This is a genomic window from Nitriliruptor alkaliphilus DSM 45188, assembly GCF_000969705.1.
Taxonomy (GTDB): Bacteria; Actinomycetota; Nitriliruptoria; order Nitriliruptorales; family Nitriliruptoraceae; genus Nitriliruptor; species Nitriliruptor alkaliphilus.
The window spans coordinates 1,058,440-1,077,474 of the sequence record NZ_KQ033901.1; the positions used below are offsets into that span (position 1 = coordinate 1,058,440).

21 protein-coding genes are annotated in these 19,035 nt (G+C 71.4%); 13 read left to right on the forward strand and 8 right to left on the reverse strand.

Features of this window, described 5'->3' with window-relative positions:
* The 7 genes from NITAL_RS27840 to NITAL_RS04990 all read left to right on the forward strand — a co-directional run.
* The coding region (locus NITAL_RS27840; RefSeq protein WP_211262205.1) for a DUF7507 domain-containing protein at positions 1-1,255 on the forward strand (1,255 nt) is incomplete at its 5' end.
* 147 nt (positions 1,256-1,402) lie between these two features.
* On the forward strand, positions 1,403-1,972 hold the full coding sequence (locus tag NITAL_RS04970) for a hypothetical protein (RefSeq protein ID WP_052665043.1): 570 nt from the start codon (positions 1,403-1,405) through the stop codon (positions 1,970-1,972).
* A gap of 229 nt (positions 1,973-2,201) precedes the next feature.
* A complete protein-coding gene (locus NITAL_RS27010; protein WP_157041620.1) occupies positions 2,202-2,378 on the forward strand; it encodes a hypothetical protein in 177 nt (58 codons plus the stop codon).
* Entirely contained in the window at positions 2,375-3,094 is a 720-nt protein-coding gene (locus NITAL_RS04975) for an AzlC family ABC transporter permease (protein ID WP_052665044.1), read from the forward strand. The genes NITAL_RS27010 and NITAL_RS04975 overlap by 4 nt, the downstream gene beginning before the upstream one ends.
* A complete protein-coding gene (locus NITAL_RS27845; RefSeq protein WP_052665045.1) occupies positions 3,091-3,396 on the forward strand; it encodes an AzlD domain-containing protein in 306 nt (101 codons plus the stop codon). The genes NITAL_RS04975 and NITAL_RS27845 overlap by 4 nt, the downstream gene beginning before the upstream one ends.
* Before the next feature lie 106 nt (positions 3,397-3,502).
* On the forward strand, positions 3,503-4,648 hold the full coding sequence (locus tag NITAL_RS04985) for an acyl-CoA dehydrogenase family protein (protein WP_052665046.1): 1,146 nt from the start codon (positions 3,503-3,505) through the stop codon (positions 4,646-4,648).
* Entirely contained in the window at positions 4,641-5,183 is a 543-nt protein-coding gene (locus NITAL_RS04990; protein WP_052665047.1) for a PaaI family thioesterase, read from the forward strand. Before NITAL_RS04985 ends, NITAL_RS04990 begins: the two co-directional genes overlap by 8 nt.
* A 10-nt stretch (positions 5,184-5,193) precedes the next feature.
* On the opposite strand, the gene NITAL_RS04995 is transcribed toward NITAL_RS04990, so the two are convergent.
* From NITAL_RS04995 to NITAL_RS05000, 3 genes are all read right to left on the reverse strand, one after another.
* A complete protein-coding gene (locus tag NITAL_RS04995; RefSeq protein ID WP_052665048.1) occupies positions 5,194-5,526 on the reverse strand; it encodes a hypothetical protein in 333 nt (110 codons plus the stop codon).
* A gap of 39 nt (positions 5,527-5,565) precedes the next feature.
* Entirely contained in the window at positions 5,566-5,742 is a 177-nt protein-coding gene (locus NITAL_RS27015; protein WP_157041621.1) for a hypothetical protein, read from the reverse strand.
* Positions 5,743-5,936: 194 nt separating this feature from the next.
* The gene (locus NITAL_RS05000) at positions 5,937-6,686 is read right to left on the reverse strand and encodes a MerR family transcriptional regulator (RefSeq protein WP_052665049.1); all 750 of its coding nucleotides are present in this window, start codon (positions 6,684-6,686) and stop codon (positions 5,937-5,939) included.
* A gap of 98 nt (positions 6,687-6,784) precedes the next feature.
* Between NITAL_RS05000 and NITAL_RS05005 the strand changes: the two genes are divergently transcribed.
* The 5 genes from NITAL_RS05005 (at position 6,785) to NITAL_RS05025 (ending at position 13,165) form a co-directional block, all read left to right on the forward strand.
* Positions 6,785-7,321: an Mce/MlaD family protein gene (locus tag NITAL_RS05005; RefSeq protein ID WP_052665050.1), complete on the forward strand. Its 537-nt coding sequence runs from the start codon at positions 6,785-6,787 to the stop codon at positions 7,319-7,321.
* Between the two features lie 92 nt (positions 7,322-7,413).
* Positions 7,414-8,415: an alpha/beta fold hydrolase gene (locus NITAL_RS05010; RefSeq protein WP_052665051.1), complete on the forward strand. Its 1,002-nt coding sequence runs from the start codon at positions 7,414-7,416 to the stop codon at positions 8,413-8,415.
* Positions 8,416-8,519: 104 nt separating this feature from the next.
* A complete protein-coding gene (locus NITAL_RS05015) occupies positions 8,520-10,397 on the forward strand; it encodes a CocE/NonD family hydrolase (protein WP_157041622.1) in 1,878 nt (625 codons plus the stop codon).
* A 101-nt stretch (positions 10,398-10,498) separates the two neighbouring features.
* Positions 10,499-12,397, forward strand: coding sequence for a hypothetical protein (locus tag NITAL_RS05020; RefSeq protein WP_052665053.1), 1,899 nt, complete (start codon positions 10,499-10,501; stop codon positions 12,395-12,397).
* A 15-nt stretch (positions 12,398-12,412) separates the two neighbouring features.
* Positions 12,413-13,165: an NAD(P)/FAD-dependent oxidoreductase gene (locus tag NITAL_RS05025; protein WP_052665054.1), complete on the forward strand. Its 753-nt coding sequence runs from the start codon at positions 12,413-12,415 to the stop codon at positions 13,163-13,165.
* Between the two features lie 86 nt (positions 13,166-13,251).
* Here NITAL_RS05025 and NITAL_RS05030 read toward each other — a convergent pair whose 3' ends face one another.
* Positions 13,252-13,695 carry a hypothetical protein gene (locus tag NITAL_RS05030; RefSeq protein WP_052665055.1) on the reverse strand — a complete coding sequence of 148 codons (444 nt, stop codon included), beginning with the start codon at positions 13,693-13,695 and terminating at the stop codon, positions 13,252-13,254.
* Positions 13,637-15,328: a prealbumin-like fold domain-containing protein gene (locus NITAL_RS05035; RefSeq protein WP_052665056.1), complete on the reverse strand. Its 1,692-nt coding sequence runs from the start codon at positions 15,326-15,328 to the stop codon at positions 13,637-13,639. The genes NITAL_RS05030 and NITAL_RS05035 overlap by 59 nt, the downstream gene beginning before the upstream one ends.
* A gap of 697 nt (positions 15,329-16,025) precedes the next feature.
* On the opposite strand from NITAL_RS05035, the gene NITAL_RS05040 reads away from it, so the two are divergent.
* Positions 16,026-16,610 (forward strand): VanZ family protein, encoded by a 585-nt coding sequence (locus tag NITAL_RS05040; protein ID WP_052665057.1) that lies wholly within the window; start codon positions 16,026-16,028, stop codon positions 16,608-16,610.
* Here the strand turns inward: NITAL_RS05040 and NITAL_RS05045 are convergent.
* The 3 genes from NITAL_RS05045 to NITAL_RS05055 all read right to left on the reverse strand — a co-directional run bounded on the left by NITAL_RS05045 (position 16,585) and on the right by NITAL_RS05055 (position 19,027).
* A complete protein-coding gene (locus NITAL_RS05045; protein ID WP_052665058.1) occupies positions 16,585-17,022 on the reverse strand; it encodes an SRPBCC family protein in 438 nt (145 codons plus the stop codon). The two genes, NITAL_RS05040 and NITAL_RS05045, sit on opposite strands and share 26 nt — an antisense overlap.
* 95 nt (positions 17,023-17,117) lie before the next feature.
* Positions 17,118-17,771, reverse strand: coding sequence for a response regulator transcription factor (locus NITAL_RS05050; RefSeq protein WP_052665059.1), 654 nt, complete (start codon positions 17,769-17,771; stop codon positions 17,118-17,120).
* Positions 17,768-19,027 carry a sensor histidine kinase gene (locus NITAL_RS05055; protein ID WP_052665060.1) on the reverse strand — a complete coding sequence of 420 codons (1,260 nt, stop codon included), beginning with the start codon at positions 19,025-19,027 and terminating at the stop codon, positions 17,768-17,770. Before NITAL_RS05055 ends, NITAL_RS05050 begins: the two co-directional genes overlap by 4 nt.
* Between the last annotated feature and the right edge of the window lie 8 nt (positions 19,028-19,035).

Sequence of the window (19,035 nt, forward strand, 5' to 3'; positions counted from 1 at the left end):
GGGTGAGATCTCGGAGCTGTCGTGTGACCCGGACCAGCCGGCCGTCTTGTTGCCGGGTGAGCAGCTGACCTGCACCGCGACCTATGTGGTCACCCAGGCCGATGTGGATGCCGGGCAGGTCCACAACCAGGCGGACGTGTCGGGTCTCGATCCGGATGGCGGGACGGTCACCGACACGGACACTGCTGATGTGCCGGGCGAGCTGGTTCCGGCCTACACGTTGGTCAAGTCGGCTGAGGTGGTCGATGTCAACGGCAACGCTCTGACCGATGCCGGGGACGAGATCTGGTATGCGTTCGAGCTGGTCAACACCGGCAACGTCACCCTCACTGAGGTGAGTGTCGATGACCCGCTGCTGGCCGATGCGGGGATCACGATCACGTGTGACCCGACGACCCTGGCGCCGGGCGAGTCGGTGATCTGCACCGCAGATGCGGCGTATGTGATCACCCAGGCCGATGTGGATGCGGGCGGGGTGCACAACGTGGCGACCGGTTCGGTCCAGGTCCCGCCAGACTCACCCGAACCCGAGGACCCCACCGACGAGAACGAGGTCCGCATCGACCAGACCCCGGGGTACACGTTGGTCAAGTTGGCCGAGGCGGTCGATGTCAACGGCAACGGTCTGACCGATGCGGGCGATGAGATCTGGTACTCGTTCGAGATCGTCAACACCGGCAACGTGACGCTGACGGAGGTGAGCGTGGATGATCCGTTGTTGGCCGATGCGGGGATCACCATCACCTGTGACCCGTCGACGTTGGCGCCGGGCGAGACGGTGATCTGCACCGCGGACACCGCGTATGTGATCACCCAGGCCGATGTGGATGCGGGTGGGGTGCACAACGTGGCGACCGGTTCGGTCCAGGTGCCGCCAGGCTCGCCCGAGCCCGAGGACCATGCCGGTGAGAGCGAGGTGTTGACTGCGACGGTCGAAGCTCCGGGGGCCGACAACCCGGACAGCTCGACCGATGAGGTCGAAGCTCCGGGGGACAACAACCCAGACAGCTCGACCGATGATGTCGAAGGTCCAACGTCGCCTCCGACGTCGCCTGCGCCGGCTCCTTCGGCCCCGTCGCAGCCGTGCAACTGCCCCGAGGGGCTGCCCCGCACGGGCGCACCGATCGTGCTACAGGCGGCTGCCGGTGGACTGTTGCTGCTGCTGGGGGGCTCACTTCTCACGGGCAGCGCGTTCCACCACCGCCGCGCGATGAGGAGGAGGATGACGCAGATCGCACGAGGCGCATGGCCGTGACCTCGATACCGCGGTGCGGCCCGCCGTCGGCGGGCCGCACCGCAGCAGGTTCGAAGTGACACAGATGGCGACCACCAGGTCCTGGACCAGACGCACGGCCCCCCGGGGAACCGACCGATCAGCAGAACACTGAATGGATACCACCCAGTGAACAGCACGAACGCCTCACCCCTTCGAACCCTCGGCCTCGCGGCAGCTGCCTGCTTCCTCGCGGGAGGGCTGGTCGGTTGCAGCGCCGTCAGCAGCTTCTACGCCGACAACAGGTCTGACGCCGACGCCAGCTCCGACGCCGCCGCCAGTTCCGACGCCGCCGCCAGTTCCGACGCCGCCGCCAGTTCCGACAACGACGGCGATGAGTCCAAGACCGAGACAGCACCCTCCACGGACTCCGCATCCTCGCAGGTCGTCAGCGGAGACACCGGCGACCTGAAGGACCCCAAGGGCGCGATCACCGCCCTAACCAACACCGAGTGCACGGCCGACGCCGACGGTGTGTGGTCCGCGCGAGCCCGGCTCACCAACCACGGCGACACCGAGACCAGGTACCTCGTGAGCTTCAGCGTGATCAGATCCGACACCCATCAGATGGTCGGCGATTCCAAGGAGACCTACACCCTGGCGCCGGGAGACGAACAGGAGATCGCGATGGACGGACTCCACCGAACCGAGGAGGTCGAAGGATTCAGGTGCGTCCCCAGGGTGATCAGCGGACAGTAGTCCCACAGTCCGGAGGCCCGAGGGCATCGCGCGCAGCGTCGGGGCGAACGCATCCGAACCACGCGGCTCGGCGAGGACGTCCTGCGGGGCTGGTGGGCCACCGAGTCCTTCCGCCCCGGGTGGTAGGTAGGTGGTGGACCCGCGGAGGTGGGTAGGCGGTACCGAGGTGCCCGGAGCGTGGCTCGGCGATGGTGGAGCACATCGAGTTCGACCACCAACGGAGACCGCCATGACCCCCGATCACGCCGCCGCCCTGCTCCAGATCCAGGGCCGACTGAGCTACGCCGAGGAGCGACGCCTGATCGCCGCGGCGCACCGGTCGCGCCCTCCCCGGGCGCCCCGGTCCGCGCGCGTCGCGCGGTCGCTGCGTCGGTACCGTGCACGCAGGGCCGGTGAGGGCACGTGAGCGTGCTCACCGCCGCTGCGACCGATGTGCGCCGGGTCGACGACCTCCTCGACCGGGACGCCGTCCGCGACATCCTCCCGGTCGTGGTCAGCGTCCTGCCGTTCGCCGCGATCATCGGCGTCACCGTCGGCCAGGCACGCCTCGTCCCAGTGTGGGCCGGGCTGCTCGCCGGTCCGCTGATGTACGCCGGCTCGGCCCACCTCGCGGCCATCACCCTCCTCGAGGGGGGTGCCAGCACGGTCGCTGTGCTGGCGACCGTGGCCATCATCAACGCCCGACTCAGCATGTACGGGGCCGTCATCGAGCCGCACTTCCGGGCGCAGCCAGCCTGGTTCCGGTGGCTCGCCCCCCACTTCCTCGTGGACCAGACCTACGTGATGGCGACGGCCCGCGACGACCTGGCGGACCCGCGGCGGTTCCGGCGGTACTGGGCCACCGCGGGGCTGGTGCTCGGGGTGGGGTGGACCGCCGCGATGGCAGCGGCGTTGCTGCTCGGCCCCGCCGTCCCCGTCGACTCGCCGCTGACCTTCGCCGCGACGGCCGTCTTCGTGGGGCTGCTCGTTCCACAGCTGCGTCAGCGCCTGGCGCGACGACCCGCCGTGGTCGCCGCCGTGGTCGCGCTGATCGCCTCCCCCTTGCCGAGCGGCCTCGGGCTGCTCCTCGCCACCGTGGGCGGCATCGTCCCCGCCGTCATCCACCCTCGGAGGTCGTCGTGACCGCCACCGTCCTGCTGCTGGCCTGCGTCGTCACCTGGCTGCTTCGGATCAGCTTCATCACGCTGGTGCCAGCCGGCGGGCTCCCGGACCGCCTGCGCTCGGCGCTCGACGACGTCGGCCCGGCGGTGCTCGCCGCCGTGGTCGTGACCCACCTGGCTCACGGTGAGGGTCTGCAGGGGCTCATACTGACTGACCTGCTGGCGACGCTGGTCGCGGCGGCCGTGGCGTGGCGGACCCGCAGCCTGTCACTGACCGTGGTGGTCGGGGTCCTCGCCGTGGGGGTGCTCCGCGCGGTGCTGTGAGCCCCCGTCACGCGCGGGTCCGCGGCGCCCCGGGCGGCGGCCGTCGGGTACGGTGCGACGGAACGTTCTGACGACGAACGTTCCGTCGACGCCGGAGGCCAACGCCGTGGAGCGCCGCATCTTCACCGAGGAGCACGACCAGTTCCGCCAGATGGTGCGGGGCTTCCTGCAGGCCGAGGTCGCACCCTTCCACGAGCAGTGGGAGCAGGACGGGATCGTCCCCCGCGAGCTGTGGAAGAAGGCCGGTGCCCAGGGCCTGCTCTGCACCGACGTGCCGACCGAGTACAGCGGTGGTGGGGTCCAGGACTTCCGTTACAACGTGATCATCACCGAGGAGCTGTGCAACATCGGCGCCTCGGGCGTGGGCTTCCCGCTCCACAACGACGTCGTGGTGCCCTACTTCCTCAAGTACGCCAGCGATGAGCAGAAGGAGCGCTTCCTGCCCGACATGTGCTCGGGTGAGACCATCACCGCCATCGCGATGACCGAGCCCGGTACCGGGTCCGACCTGGCCGGGGTCAAGACCACCGCCATCCAGCAGGACGACGGCAGCTACGTGGTCAACGGCGCCAAGACCTTCATCACCAACGGCATCACCGCCGACCTGGTCATCGTGGTCGCCAAGACCGACCTCGCGGAGAAGCACGGCGGCATCTCGCTCCTACTGGTCGAGCGCGGCATGGAGGGCTTCGAGCGCGGCCGCAAGCTCGACAAGATCGGGATGGCCGCCCAGGACACCGCCGAGCTGTTCTTCAACGACGTGCGCGTCCCCGCCGAGAACCTCCTCGGCGAGGCTGGCAAGGGCTTCCTGTACCTGATGCAGGCGCTGCCCCAGGAGCGGCTCAGCATCGCGGTCGCCGGATCCGCCGGTGCGATGGCGGCCCTCGAGATGACCCTGGCCTACTGCAAGGAGCGCGAGGCGTTCGGTCGCCCGATCGGCTCGTTCCAGAACACGCGGTTCAAGCTCGCCGAGATGAAGACCAAGGCGCTCATCACCCGCGAGTTCGTCGACCGGTGCACCGAGCTGCACAACGAAGGCAAGCTGCCCGTCGACGAGGCCGCGATGGCCAAGTACTGGGCGTCGGACGTCCTGAACGAGGTCGTCGACGAGTGCGTGCAGCTCCACGGGGGGTACGGCTACATGCGCGAGTACCCCATCGCGCGCGCCTTCGTCGACGCTCGGGTCCAGCGCATCTACGGCGGGACCAACGAGATCATGAAGGAGATCATCGGACGGACGATGGGTGTCTGAGTCCGCCGCCTCCGGCGGGGGTGCGTGGTCCACCCTCGAGGAGCACCCCGACGCTGCCCGGTTCGTCACCGCGATCGAGAACGGCGGCTGGCAGGACGATGACGTCCTGCCCCGCCACGGTGCCCGATGCTTCGGCTGCGGCCAGGACAACAGCGCGGGCTTCGGGTTGTTCGCCGTGGCCGCCCCCGACGGTGGCGTGCGCGTCGACTACAGCTTCGGTGACCGCTTCGTGGGTGCGCCCGGCCTCGTCCACGGGGGCGCGCTCGCGGCCATCCTCGACGACGTCTACGGCATGGTGATGGTCCGCGAGCTGATCCCCGGCGTGACCGTCGACCTCGCCGTCAGCTACCGCAAGCCCATCCACCTCGGGATCCCGTGCGTGCTGACGGGCCGGCTCGTGGACCGTGACGAACGCGACGTGCACCTCGAAGCCACGATCGAGCAGCACGACCGGGTCAAGGTCGCCTCCACGGCCACGTTCCGGATCCTCGACCCGCAGCGCATCGCCAACCGCTACGAGCGCCTCGAGGACTGACCTCGGCAGGTCAGACGTCCGCCCTGCTGCGGGCTGGCCGGCGCTGCTCGACCGCGTCCGCGAAGCTCGGGTGCACGCCCCGTAGGCACACCCACAGCCCAGACCGGTCCGGCCGCGCCGACGGCAGCCCGCGCTCGAGCGCGAGGAGGCTGCCGAGGAGGACCCCGAGGGCGCCGAGCGCGATCCAGACGGGCCACGGCGACTGCGTCACCGCCGCGACCACGAACAGCGCGAACGCGGTGGCCCCTGCGGCCCACACCCGACGTCGGTGGCCGTGCCGGCGCTCACGGGCGCGGCGGGTCATGGGGAGCCGCCCGCGGATGCTCTCGGTGGCGAACATCATCGCGATCAGGAACGGCAGGATCCCGAAGAACAGCAGGATTCAGGTCCACTCGGGCAGCGAGTCGAGCCGAACCGCGACCAGTTCATCACTGGGCTCCCCCGTCCGCACGCACACCGGGGGCAGGTCCCCGGTGACCAGCTCCTCGCGGTGCACCCACACCTTCGCCACGATCGCCCCCGACCCTCGCCCGCCGTCGACCGTAGCCCGGTGCGCCACCCCCCCGCCGCCCTCCTACCGGTTGCAACCGCACGTGCTGGGGTGGGCCGCCTGCTACCGGTTGCAACCACACGCGCTGGCGCGGACCGTCGCTACCGGTTGCAACCGCACGTCCCGAGGTTGGCCGTCGCTACCGGTTGCGGGCCTCGCGCTGGGTGGGGACCAGGTCGCCGTGGCCGCAGACGTCGCATCGGTCAGGCGCTGGCGGCGCTGCCGTCGGGGTCGAGCTGATCGCCGTGCGCGCGCACGGTCCGGTCGATCTCGGCCGCGAGCGCTTGGGCCAGGAAGGGCCGCACCACCTCGATCGCGATGGGCCGCAGCCGCTGCAGGGACGCGACGAGTTCGGCGGTCGACAGGGCGTCGTCGCGTTGCTCGACGACAGGGGTGAGGAGGTGGTCGGAGACCAGCTCGAGGAAGCGGCGGGCGATGTCACCCACGTCCTCGCGGATCGCCGCGACCAGGTCGAAGACCACCTCCATGGAGATGCCGAGGCGGATCAGCTCGCTGCCGGCCTCGACGATCATCGGGGAGGGGGCGACCAGGTCCCCGTGCTCGTCGACCTCCATCAGGCCGAGCTCCAGGGCCCGCTGCATGAGGTCGGGCCGCTCCACGAGCTCGGGGAACCGCTCGCCGATCTCTTCCAAAGTGAAGGTGGCGGGCTGCTCGTCGGTCAGCGGGGCGGTCAGCAGGTGCTGGAAGCCGAGCAGCTGACCGAGGTCGCCGCCGGTGGACCAGATGTCGAGGGTCTGGCGGATCGCCTCGAGGCTGAACCCCCGCTGTTGCAGCTCGTCGATCAGGCGCAGGCGGTGCAGGTGCTCCTCGTTGTAGAAGCCGGTGCGGCCCACCAGCTCCGGGGCCGGCAGCAGCCCCCGGGCCTGGTACGCGCGGACGTTCCGGGACGTGGTCCCGGCCTCGGTCGCGAGCTCGTCGATGCGCAGCCTCATGCCGGGGAGCGTAACCGCCGAGGTGACGTGCCAGCAGCCGATGTGCCACCCTCCCGTGACGACGTGGCCCGTGCGGCCGCGTGCGAGAGGAGTGCCACGTGGCGTACCTGGACACGGTAGGCGCGACGGCGACTGCTGCGGTGCGCTGGGGCGGCGCGCTGTTCACCGAGCTCGTGCTGCTGCCCGCCACGATCCGCAGCCTGCGTGAGGCGGTCGTGGTGCTCGGCACCCTGCCGTCCGAGATCGAACGGTTGAACGTCGCGCTCGGCGAAGCGACGGGCACGCTCGAGGAGCACGTCCCGGCCCTGTCGCGGGTGGTGACCGACGAGCTGGCGCAGACCGTCGACACGCTCGGAGCCCGCATCCACGGGCTCATCGACGTCATCGACCCGGTCCTGCCCAGCGTCGAGCAGCTGCTCGCCACGGTCCCGGGGCAGCTCGATCGCCTCGACCGGATCGTCGGCGACGTCGGCGAGCAGCTCGGGCACGTGCTCCCCAAGCTCCAGGACGTGGTCGTCGACGACCTGCAGGACCGCGTCCAGCACCTCGACGAGGTCGTCACCGAGCTGTCGGCCACCCTGACGACGGTGCTCGGCGCCATCCCCGGGGTGCGCCGATCGGTGCGTGCGACCTGAGGGCGGTGTGGGCCGCCCGCCACGGTCCGGTACCGTGACACGGTTCGATGTCGGATGAGTGGCGCCGCAGCGCCCGGACGAGAGGTCACCCGGTGGGACGTCGAGGCACCCTGGCAGCGCTCGCGGTGGGCGCGGTGGCGGCCGGTACCACCTGGACGGCGGTCCACCGGCGCGACGTCGCCCGTCTGGAGGCCGATCCGCACCGCCACGTGCTGACCGACGTCCCTCCGGGGCGGCCGACCGGGATGACCACGCGGGACGGGACCCACCTCCACGTCCGCACCCACACGCCGCGGGAGCCCAAGGCCGCGGTGGTCTTCGCGCACGGCTGGACGATGGGCATCCGGTTCTGGATGCACCAGCTGCGGGCCCTGGCGCCGGATCACCAGGTCATCGCCTACGACCAGCGCGGCCACGGCGGCAGCGGTCGCGTCGGCGACGACGGCTTCAGCATCGACGCGCTCGGCGGTGACCTCTTCGACGTGGTGGACCGCTTCGCCCACCCCGACCTGCCGGTCACGGTCGTCGGGCACTCCCTCGGCGGGATGTCGATCCTGGCCGCCGCGCGTGACGGGCGCCTCGGTGATCGGGCGTCCGGTGCCGTGCTGATCGACACCGGTGCCGGTGACCTGGCGTCGGGGATGTTCCGCGGGCTCGGTGTCCTCGAGGGGCTCGTCAGCACCGTCAGCGCCCGGGCGTTCCGCGCCAAGCTGCCCGTCCCGCAGCGCACCACGCCCATCTCGGCGCGTGCGGTCCGAGCCGTGGCGCTGAACCCGACCGCCTCGCCCGCGGCGGTCGCCCTGACCGAGCAGCTGTTCCTCGACTGCCCCGTCGACGCGCGGGCCAACGTCGGCCTGATGCTCTCCGATCTCGACCTGTCGGATGCGCTGCCGCGGTGGAAGGTCCCCTCCACGGTCGTGGTCGGCCGGCGGGACCGCATGACCCCGCTCCACCACAGCCAGCGGTTGGTCGACGAGCTGCCCGACGCCGAGCTGATCGTGGTCGATCGGGCGGGCCACCAGTCGCCGATCGAGCGTCCCCGCGAGGTGACGACCGCGATCCGGCAACGGGTCGACCGGACCGTCGCCGCCTGACACCACACGGCGACACCCGCTGCGCACGTCGTCTGCCGCGCGCGGCGCAGGAGGCAGCTGCACCGCCGGCGAAGTCCCCGGGCGTCGACCCGGAAGGCTCCCCGTTGTCACCCCGCTCCCTCGTGGCGCTCGCCCTCGCCGCGGCGCTCACCGTCGCCGCCGTCCCGCCCCCCAGCGAGCGGGTACCCGACCACGTCCGGCCGGGCAGGCCGGTGGCGCCACCGCCGGCACCTGCACCCGAGGACGACGCCCCGCTGCCCGACCTCGACGAGATCGACCCCGTGCGGTTCGGCGAGGACGAGACGATCGTCGAGCACGCCCAGGTGACCACCCGCGGGGGTATCGACCAGATGTGGGTCGACATCATCCGCCCCGACACCGACGAGCCGGTGCCGACCATCCTGATCGCCTCGCCCTACTACAACACCCTCGGTCGCGGATGGCGCGGTGAGCTGAAGAACGCCCACCAGGGCCCGCAGAACCCGACCCAGCCGGTTGCCCAGCTGCTCGGCGGTGGGTCGAGCTTCGTGGACTTCCCCGAGTGGTACGACGAGTACTTCGTCGCGCGGGGCTACGCCGTGGCGTTGATGGACCTGCGCGGGTCGCGCAACTCCTCGGGCTGTCAGGTCTACGGCGACCGCGCCGAGGTGCTCGACACCGTGGACGTCATCGACTGGATCGCCGACCAGGGCTGGTCCAACGGCAAGGTCGGCATGACCGGCGGGTCCTACGACGGGACCATCGCCATCGGCGCCGCCGTGGAGCAGCCGATGTCCGGCCGTCACCCTGACGCCCTGGCCGCGATCATCCCGTTGCGCGCCATCTCACGCTGGTACGACTACCACTTCTTCAACGGGGTCCAGTCCCAGGGGCACGCGCTGACGCCGGCGCTGTTCACGGCCGTCATCGCCGGCCTCGACACCCAGACCTCGGGCACCGACGACGTGCTGCTGCCGCTGCACCTCGCCGAGCGCAAGGCCTGCATCCCCACCTTCGGGATGCTGGTCAACACCGGGTACGCATCCCCCTACCAGGACGCGCGCGCACCGTTCTGGCGCCAGCGCGACTTCACACGCAGCGCCCCGGGTATCCGCGCGGCCACCTTCATCGTCTCGGGCCTGTTCGACTTCAACGTCAAGAACCACAACACCAGCTACCTGTGGGACGCGCTGCCGGACCACCTGCCACGCAAGCTCTGGTGGATGAACGGGGGGCACGGCGACCCGCACACGCCAGAGGGAGCGCGCTCGAACACGATGCCCTTCCCGTTCCAGGACCGCTTCGTCGAGGCCACCCACCGGTGGTACGCCCAGTACCTCAAGGGCCTCGAGGCCGGTGCCCACGCGACGCCGACGGTCGAGACCCAGCGGGCCGACGGCAGCTGGGACGCCGACGAGGTCTGGCCGGCCGCCGGGGAGGACCTCGTGCTCGGCTTCGGTCCGGACGGGACCCTGTCGGCGAGCGACCGCGACGGGGTCGTCGCGTTCAGCGACGGCCCCACCGGCTCCGCGCCGGCGAGCCACGTCGTGGTCACCGCCCCCTTCACGCAGGCCACCCGGCTGTCGGGCCAGATCGCGTTCGACCTCGAGGCGACCATCAGCGGCCCGGACGCCACCGTCGCCGTGGACGTCCGCGCCGTGCCGCCCGGTGTCGATCCCTCGGCGTCGGCCACCGCCGTCCACGACGGTGCGACCGACCGGCCGCTGCAGGCGACCTACGGGTGGGTCCGGGCCTACTACCGCGACTCGGTGCCGGCGCGGGGGCTGTCGACGCCGACCGGGGGCAGCTCCCTGACCCCTGGCGAGACCGTGCGTCTGCGGTTCGGAGCGTTGCCGACCGATCTCGTGGTTCCCGAGGGGTGGTCGCTGGCGCTCCGGTTCGCCAGCAGCGCCGGCGGCACGCTCGCCTCGCAGGTCGGCGGGGACGTCGAGCTGCGCACGCCGAGCGACGGCGGCATCCGGATCCCGGTGGCCCCCTCCTAGGGCCGGTTGTATGCCGCCAGCTCATGTGTCATCATACAGTGATACATAGAGCGGTGGCTGCCTGGTCGAGAGGCGTCCCGCGCGACCGGGAGGCACGGCACGTGGAGCTCTACGAAGCGTTCGCGCAGTTCGGGACGGACTGGTGGTACGTCGCCGGTCCGCTCGCGGTGGCGTTCGCCGTCGCCGTGGCGCTCGTGCGCACCTCGACCCTGACCTCCGAACACACCCTCGTGCTGCGCTTCGCTGACGGGGCATCGCGCGTCACCGGCTGGCCCGCCTGGGCAGCCGCCACGTTCGTGGTCGGCCTCGGGGCGATGCTGATCGCGTTCTCGGGGTTCTTCTGGGACGTCGCGTGGCACATCTCGATCGGCCGGGACGAGTTCCTGCTCAGCCCGCCGCACGTCCACCTGCTGCTCGGCACGACCGGCATCGGCGTCGCCGGCGCGGTCGGTGTGCACGTCGCGACGCGGACCGATGCCGCCGTCGGCTGGCAGGTGCGGCGCTGGCGGGTGCCGTTCGGCTGCGCCGGCCTGCTCGCCATGGGTGCCCTGGCCATCACGGGGTACTGGGTCGACGAGTTCTGGCACGCGATCTACGGCCTCGACGTCACGATGTGGTCGCCGCCCCACATGCTCATGATCGGGTCGGCGATGTTCTCGCCGGTCGCGATCTGGCTGGTCCTGGCCGAAGGCGGTCGTCGCCCGGCGGTGGGCACGGACCGTGACGCGGCTCGCCCCGCTCCCGCTCGCTGGCAGCTCCTGCAGCACCGCGCGATGGCGGCGCTGTCCGCCGGGGCCGTGCTGGTCGGCGTGTCGGCCACCCAGTTCGAGTACGACCTCGGGGTCTCGGTCTGGCCGCAGTCCGCCCAGGTCGTGCTCATCGCCCTGGCGGCCGGTGTCGCGCTGCCGCTCGCCCGTGTGGCGCTCGGGCGGGGCGGTGCGCTCGCCGCGGTCGGGGTGTTCATCGTCCTCCGGGTGGGCGCCGCGGTCCTCACCGCTGGCGTGTGGAGCCTCGAGGTCCCGCGCTTCCCGCTCTACCTCGCCGCTGCCGTCGCGGTCGAGGTCGCCTTCCTCGTGACCCGTGGCCGCTCGTGGACGACACGCGCGCTGGTGGCTGGTGCCGCGGTCGGCACGATCGGGCTCGCCGGTGAGTGGGCGTGGATGCAGGTGTGGGGCGGCTACCACCCCTGGGGCGCCGGGCTCTGGCCGGAGGTCCTGCTCGGCACCGTCGCCGCCGTCGCCATCGCGCCCATCGGCGTGGCCACCGGGCGCGTCCTCGCCCACCGACCGATCGCGATCTCGGGTCGGGTCGCCGGCGTCGGTGCGTTGGTCGCCCTGGTCGCCTTCGCGCCGAACCTGGTGCGTGAGACCGCCGACGTCTCCGCCCGGGTCACCTCCGAGGTCGTCAGCACCGACGCCGACGGCCGCTCGCTGATCGACGTCACGGTGGAGGTCACGCCGGTGGACGCCGCCGTCGACGCCGACCGCTTCGAGGTCTTCCAGTGGCAGGGCGGTGAGCGGACCATCCGCCCGCTGGTCGCCACCGGTCAGCCCGGCGTCTACCGCACCGAGGCGCCGGCGCCGATGGGTGGCCAGCGCAAGACCATGGTGCTGCTGGCCAGCGGGTCGCAGCTCGGTGCCGTGCCGATCTTCCTGCCGGCCGACCCCGAGATCGACGCCAGCGAGATCCCGTTCGAGCCGGTCCGCGAGGCGGCCATGGTGCCCCAGACCGACCTGTTCCTCCGTGAGGCCATCGAGGGTGCGCCGGCGTGGCCGGGCCAGATCGCCGGGGTCGTCATCGTCGCCGCGATCGGCGGGACCCTCGCCGCGCTCTCCGCAGGGGTGGTCGGCCTGGACCGCCGCCGTGCCGGGCTGACGCTGCCGCCGGCCACCGACGACCGTCACCGTCACGCCGGCGACGGGGATGGGGATGGGCCCGGCAGCGACGCCGGTGAGCGGACGACCGCGGCAGCCACCGAGAGCGTTCGGAGCGGCCGATGACTGCGACCCCAGTTCGTGCCCCAGATCGCGCCCGTCGCCGGCCACACCACCGCCTTCCAGCGCACCCCTGCGTGGATCGCGCCATGGCTCGACCGGCGCTTCACCCGCTTGGAGCGCTGGCTGTTCCGTCGCGTGCCGCTGATCCAGCGGCTCGCCCGGGCCCTCGTCTACTGGAACCGTGAGGCGATGGTGGTCGGGCTGGCCAAGCGCCGCTCGCTGCTGCGGCCGGTCCAGGCGGTCGCGGCCGCCCACCTGCGGCGGCAGGTCCGCGACCCGCAGCTGCGTGCCGACCTCACCCCGGACTTCACCATCGGGTGCAAGCGCATCCTGATCTCCAACGACTACAACCCGACGCTCGAGCGCGACGACGTCGACCTGGTCCCGTCGGGGGTCCGTGAGGTCCGCGGGTCCACCATCGTGGCCGCGGACGGCACCGAGCGGGACGTCGACACCATCGTGTTCGGGACCGGCTTCGAGGTCAGCCAGCCGCCGATCGCCCGACACGTGCGTGGCCGCGGAGGACGGCTGCTGGTGGACGTGTGGGCCGACGGCATGCACGCGCACCTCGGGCGTCCCCGGGTTCCCCAACCTGTTCCTGCTCGTCGGCCCCAACACCGGGCTCGGTCACACCTCGATGGTCTTCATGATGGAGGCGCAGATGCGCTACCTCGTGGACGCGATCACCACGGTGCGGTCCGAAGGTCTGCCCGCCGTCGAGGTGCGCGAGGACGTCATGGCCGCCTACGACGCCGAGGTGCGCCGCAGTGAGGGGCGCCCGCTCGGCCCGGACGTCACCGGACGTGCGGCTGGGGTACGCGCGCGGATCCTCCCGGCGCGTACCCCAGCGGGCTGCCTCAGTCGCCCGGACCGCCGTTGCTGATGCTGATCGTGCACTGGTGGTCACCGAGTGGCAGGTGATCGAGCTCGAGCGCTTCGTCCGCGTCGGTCCCGGTCAGCTCCTCACCGAGCCCCTCGCCGCAGTCGATCGTGGCGTTGGTGAACCCGGTCTCGTGAAGAACAGCACCTGGACCCGAGACAACGGTTCGTTCTCGAAGTGCAGCTCGACGTCGGTGTCGAGCGCCACCTTGAACGTCTGGCAGTCCGCGCCGGTCCAGTAGTCGCTGTCGTCCGGCGTACGGTTCGCACACCGTGTAGGTCTCGTCCACCTCGAGGATCTCCGCGGCGAAGTCGGTCTCACCGTCGGAACCCGTCGTGCTGGTCGCCATGAAGACGCCCTCGTCATCCTCGCCGAGGTAGAGCGTGTACTCGAAGCCGGCCAGCGGGGTGGTCGAGCGCACGAGCTCGCCCTCGCCATCCAGGGTCAGCTTCCACTTGGTGACGGTCAGGTCGACCGGTGCGGGCTGTTGTCGATCGTCTGTCCGGCCCGTCGGCGCCGCGATCAGACCTCTCCGTCGACACGCTGACACACGTCTCGGTGCTCGACGTGGAGACCGGCACGTCGTCGTTGGATAGGAACCCGGTCGGGGATTCCTCGACGAGCCAGTAGTCGCCGGGGATCAGGTCGTCGATGCAGTAGAAGTGGCGGCCGTCGGCCTCGGTGTAATCGAGGTCGTCGACCTCCTCGCCCGGCTTGCCCGGCTCGCCCGCGTCGTCCTCGTGGAGCGCGAACTTCGCCAGGTTGTCCTCGCCCGGGTCGACCGCGTAGGTCTTCTCGACCAGGATCGAGTGGCGTAGCGTGTTGGTGAACGTGCACGTCACGCCGGTCGACACGCCGACCGAGACGGTCACCGCACCGTCCGCGAGGTTCCCGGTCGTGCCGTCGTCACACACGATGCTGGTGAGGTCCCAGCCGTCAGGGATGTCGACCTCGGTGATCGTGTAGTCGCCGATCAGCAGATCCGAGAACGTCGTGCTGGCTGGGTTGCCCTCGCCTTCGTCGTGGTCGGCGGCGTTGAGCTCGAACGTCCCCGTCCCGTCGATGCCCGGTCCGGTGATCGTGAAGTCGAAGTCCTGGTCCTCGCCCGCGGGATCGGTCTCCTTGACGATCGTCAGTCCACCGCAGATCTCGAGCTCACCGGTCGTGTAGTCGAACAACGTGGCCGTGAGCGACTGCGACGAGCGGGTGTTGGCCAGGAACTGGGTGAAGCACTCGTCCGCGGGCTCCGTGCCCAGCAGCTCGGTGATGTTGACCGCGCCCTCGAAGAAGGTGTTGACCGCGAGCGGTTCGTTGTCGCCCCTGCGGTCGGGGCTGAACCACGGCGTCGGGACGACGGCCTCGCTGTTCGCGATCGCGCAGGCGGTGTCGGAGCCGAGTTCACCACCGGAGCAGGTCGCGGCGGCGAAGTCGCCCACCAGGTCCAGCGCGCCGTCGCTACCTCCGGAGCCGACCCACTTGTAGACGGTGATGTTGGCCTGCGTGCCACCGTTGGTGAACGCGGAGACGACCAGGACGTCGCCGACGACGTGGTTGCCGTCGAACGGCGTCGAGCCGCCGCCTGCCTGTTCACAGCCGGCATCCTCGTCCTGGAGGAACCACATGCCGATGTTGGAGTTGCCCTCCGGAGCCCTGATCTCGGTGCCGAAGTAGATGATCAGGTGGCCGTCCTCGTTGCGTTCGGCCACGCTGTAGGCGTTGGTGATGTCGACCTTGTTGTTGACGTTGTTCGTGCGCGTACAGGTCCAGTCGCTGATGTCCAGGGTGTCCTTGCTGCCCTGGGTGAAGGTCGTGGTGTCCGGGAGGGCGTGGTCAGCGGACGCGCCGGCCGCGATGAACCCTGCCGGGAGCGTCTCCTGCACCTGGACGTCTCCCGGGCCTTCGAGGAAGTCGGTCCAGTCGTAGTTGCCGGGATGGTCGGGATCGACGTTGCCGTCGAGCTCGAACACCGGATCGTCGTGTTCGGCGCTCGCGGGGATCGCGAGCATCCCCAGGAGCAGCGCGAACGCGCTGAGGAACGTGATCGGTCGTCTCATGCGAATCTCCCCTTGGATCTCCGGGCCGCGGCAACCCCATCCGCGACGCCACGTGGGCGAGCGCCCACCTCGCACGATGCTCCACGTCCGACCTGCGCGGGACCACGTCGCACGACAGTGCGGGAGTGTGTCGTCCTCCACGCTCGTCACTGGCTGAGCAGGTGCCGTTGCGGAGCGTGCAACCGCGCCGCCGCGGACGGCGTCGGCCGACTGAGACGCCAACGCGGTGGAGCGCCGCCACGACGATGCCCCAAGGGCAGCACCACCACGGGAGCGGATGAGGCCCGCAAGCGGCCGCAGAGGAGACCATCGGGAGCGTCGGCGGCACGGTGGAGAGCTTCCCCTTCGCGTTCGGCGACACCGACGTGTTCATCATCGCGGACATGCAGCAGCTGCTCGCGGGCACGGTGTGGACCACCGGCGGCTGTTCGAGCTGGTACCTCGACGACTCGGGTCGCAACTCCACCCTGTGGCCGGACTTCACCTACCGGTTCCGGCGCCGGACGAAGCGCTTCCACCTGGGCGAGTACGAGGTCGTGCACCCGGCCGGTGACACCGTCGACGTCCTGGCGCCTGGGACCGAGCGGCTTCCCGCCTTACCACCCACACGACACGGTGACGCTGGTGGCCGGACGCCCACTGGACTCCCGGCCGGGACGCGACGCTACCGTCACCGGGTCGGTGAGAAGGGGCGGTCGTGGCGCGGGTCCAGATCGGTGAGGTGGTGCTCGCCGCCGTCTTCGCCGGCGTGCTCGTCGCCGCGGTCTCGGGCGTGGTCCGCCTCGTCGCTCGTGGTCGCGGCACGGCCCCGGTGGTCGGTGCCGCGGTGCTGGACGGGGCCCTGGCGGCGTCGATCGCCGCGGTGCTCGTGGCCACGCTGACGCCGATCGAGCTGCTCGGCACCCACCTCGACCGACCGTCGGAGGTCAACCTCCGCCCCCTCGAGGCGATGCGCGGGGCCCCGCGCTTCTACGCCGTGATCAACGCCGCACTCCTGGTTCCGACGATCGTCCTGCTCGCCCAGCGGTGGCGTCGTGCCGGCATCGTGCGCCTGACCCTCACGGGTGCGGCCATCTCGTTGGCCATCGAGGTGACCCAGCTGGTCCACCCGACGCGGGGCAGCAACGTCGACGACCTCGCCCTGAACACCGCCGGTGCGTTCGTGGCCGCGGTGGTCGGGGTGCTCGTGCGTGCCGCCGGACGGCGCGGGCGTCGGGGCGGTTCGCCCCCTGCCTCTCGTGGGCCGTCGCGTCCGGTCAGCGCAGCGGGGCGGCCTCGCTGAGCTCGACCAGCTGATCGAGGGAGCGGGCGAGCTCGCCCCGCAGGACCCGTACGGCGACGCGGACACGCACGGCCGGTCGGTGGCCGAGGTCGGCCTCGACCGTCGCGCGCAACCTCGTCGCACGTTCCTCGTGGTCGGCGAGGTCGAAGGTGATGTCGACCGGGACCGGGTCGGTCAGCTGCCACCCGTACCGGGTCGGCGGGTCGAGGTGAGCGATGGTCAGCCGCAGATCGACCGACACGCCGAGCGCACTGCCCGAGGCGTGCACCAGCTGTCCCCGCTGCAGCTCACCCGCCGCTTCCACCCGCGACGCGATCGTCAACCACTCGGGAGTGCGCTCGACGTCGGTGAGCAGCTCCCAGCACAGCTCACGCGGTGCGTGGGCCGTACGCACTTCCTCGAAGCGTGGCACCGAGCGGCTCCCGTCGGCCGGCACGTCACCGGCATGAACGCGGCAGCCTACGGGGCGGGCCACGGCGTCGTCGGGCGTCGGTCAGGTGCCGTCGGTCACGTGCCGCCGGCGCGGACGAGGCCGGCGTCGTAGGCGGCGATGACGGCTTGGGTCCGGTCACGGACCCGCAGCTTGGCGAGGACGTTGGAGACGTGAGTCTTGACCGTCTCGACGCTGACGTGCTGTTCGGCGGCGATCTCGGCGTTGGACAGCCCGCGGGCCACCAGCGTCAGCGTCGCGGCCTCGCGCTCGGTGAGCGTGGCGATGGCCCGAGCCGCCGCGGTGTCGGCCACAGGTGCGGCACCCGCCAGCGACCGGATCGCGGCCGGGAAGAGCAGCGAGGAACCCGCGTGCACCAGACGGATCGCCGCGACGATCTCGGCCGGCGGGGTGCGCTTGAGCAGGAACCCGGCGGCGCCGGCACGGAGGGCGTCGTACACGTGGTCGTCGTGCTCGAAGGTGGTGACCACGACGATCCGCGGCGGATCGGCCACGGCCCGGAGCACCGCGGCCGTGGCCTCGATCCCGTCGATCCGCGGCATCCGGATGTCCATCAGCAAGACGTCGGGCCGGACCCGACGCACCAGGTCGACGGCGCCGTACCCGTCGTCGGTCTCGCCCACGATGCGCAGGTCCGGCTCGGCGTCGATCAGTGCGGCGAGACCGGCACGGATGAGCGCGTCGTCGTCGACCAGGGCCACCGCGATCACCGAATCGCTCCGTAGGGGAGGGTCGCGGCGAGCTGCCACGTGTCGTGGTCCAACCCCGCCTCGAGGTCGCCGCCGAGGACGCGGACCCGTTCCCGCATGTTGGTCAGGCCGAGCCCACCCGCGTCGCGCCTGCGGCTGCGTGGGGCGACCGGGTTGGTGATGCGCAGGTGGAGCTGTCGGTCCTCGATCCGCAGCTCCACGGCGATGGGGGCCCCTTCGACGCCGTGGCGGAGGGCGTTGGTGATGCCCTCCTGGGCCAGACGGTAGGCCTCCCGTGAGACCGCCGGCGGGACGGACTCCGGGGATCCGGACCGGTCGAGGGTGAGCTCCGCACCCGCCGTCCGGGCGGTGTCGACGAGGGTCGGCAGCTCGTGCAGTGTGCGCTGCGGCGCCGTGCTGGAGCTGCCCTCGCGGAGCGCACCGAGCACGTGGTCGAGCTCCGCGGCGGCGATGCGAGCCTGCTCGGCGATCGCTCCGAGGGCGCGGCGAGCGAAGGCCGGATCATCATCGAGGACCCTGGCTGCGGCGCCGGCCTGCAGGGCCACGACCGACAGCGCGTGACCGATGGAGTCGTGCAGTTCGCTGGCCAGTTGGTCGCGGCCTTCGAGGCGGTCGGCCCGCGCCTGAGCGGTCGCCAGCCGGTCGGTGGTCGAGGGGCCGAGGAGGACCGGCGCGAGCCGGGCCGCCCCCGCTCCTACGAGCGCGACGAGGTGGACGAGCAGGAGGACGAGCGCGCCGCCGAGCAGCGGCGCCAGCCAGCGGGCGGTGCCGGTCGGAGCATCGAGCGCCCACAGCCGGCCACCGATGAGCGTGACCGGCTCCTGCGCCAGTGGCGCGAGGGCCAGCAGGGCTGCTTCGGTCAGCGCGATCATCGTCACGAAGCTGACGCCGAAGCCGACCAGCAGGTGCAACGCCAGCCACACCGCCTCGCGGGGCCGGGCGCGGCCGCTCGGCTGGGGGACGACCGGGTCGTCGGCCAAGGGCCCGCCCACCAGCGTCCGCGTCAGCGCGTGCTGCTGGGTCCGCACGCCCGGCAGCAGGACGGCGGTGCCGGCTGTCACCGCCGCGGCGGCGATCGCCAGGATCCCGGCCGTGGTCGACACGCTCCCACCCGGGTCCGACCTGCCGAGGGAGAACAGCACGAGGAAGGCGACCAGGACCGGGACGAACAGAGCGCCGCCGAGCACGAGGTGGACCCACCGCCGGTAGGTGTCGGCGCTGCGCAGGGGAGCGGTGATGGTCCGCAGGAGATCCACGCCGGGAG

What these genes read in the sequence shown, in the direction of transcription:
- NITAL_RS04995 (WP_052665048.1), bottom strand. Translation starts at nt 5,526, where the DNA reads ATGATGTTCGCCACCGAGAGCATCCGCGGGCGGCTCCCCATGACCCGC.
- NITAL_RS27010 (WP_157041620.1), top strand. Translation starts at nt 2,202, where the DNA reads ATGACCCCCGATCACGCCGCCGCCCTGCTCCAGATCCAGGGCCGACTG.
- NITAL_RS05000 (WP_052665049.1), bottom strand. Translation starts at nt 6,686, where the DNA reads ATGAGGCTGCGCATCGACGAGCTCGCGACCGAGGCCGGGACCACGTCC.
- NITAL_RS05035 (WP_052665056.1), bottom strand. Translation starts at nt 15,328, where the DNA reads ATGAGACGACCGATCACGTTCCTCAGCGCGTTCGCGCTGCTCCTGGGG.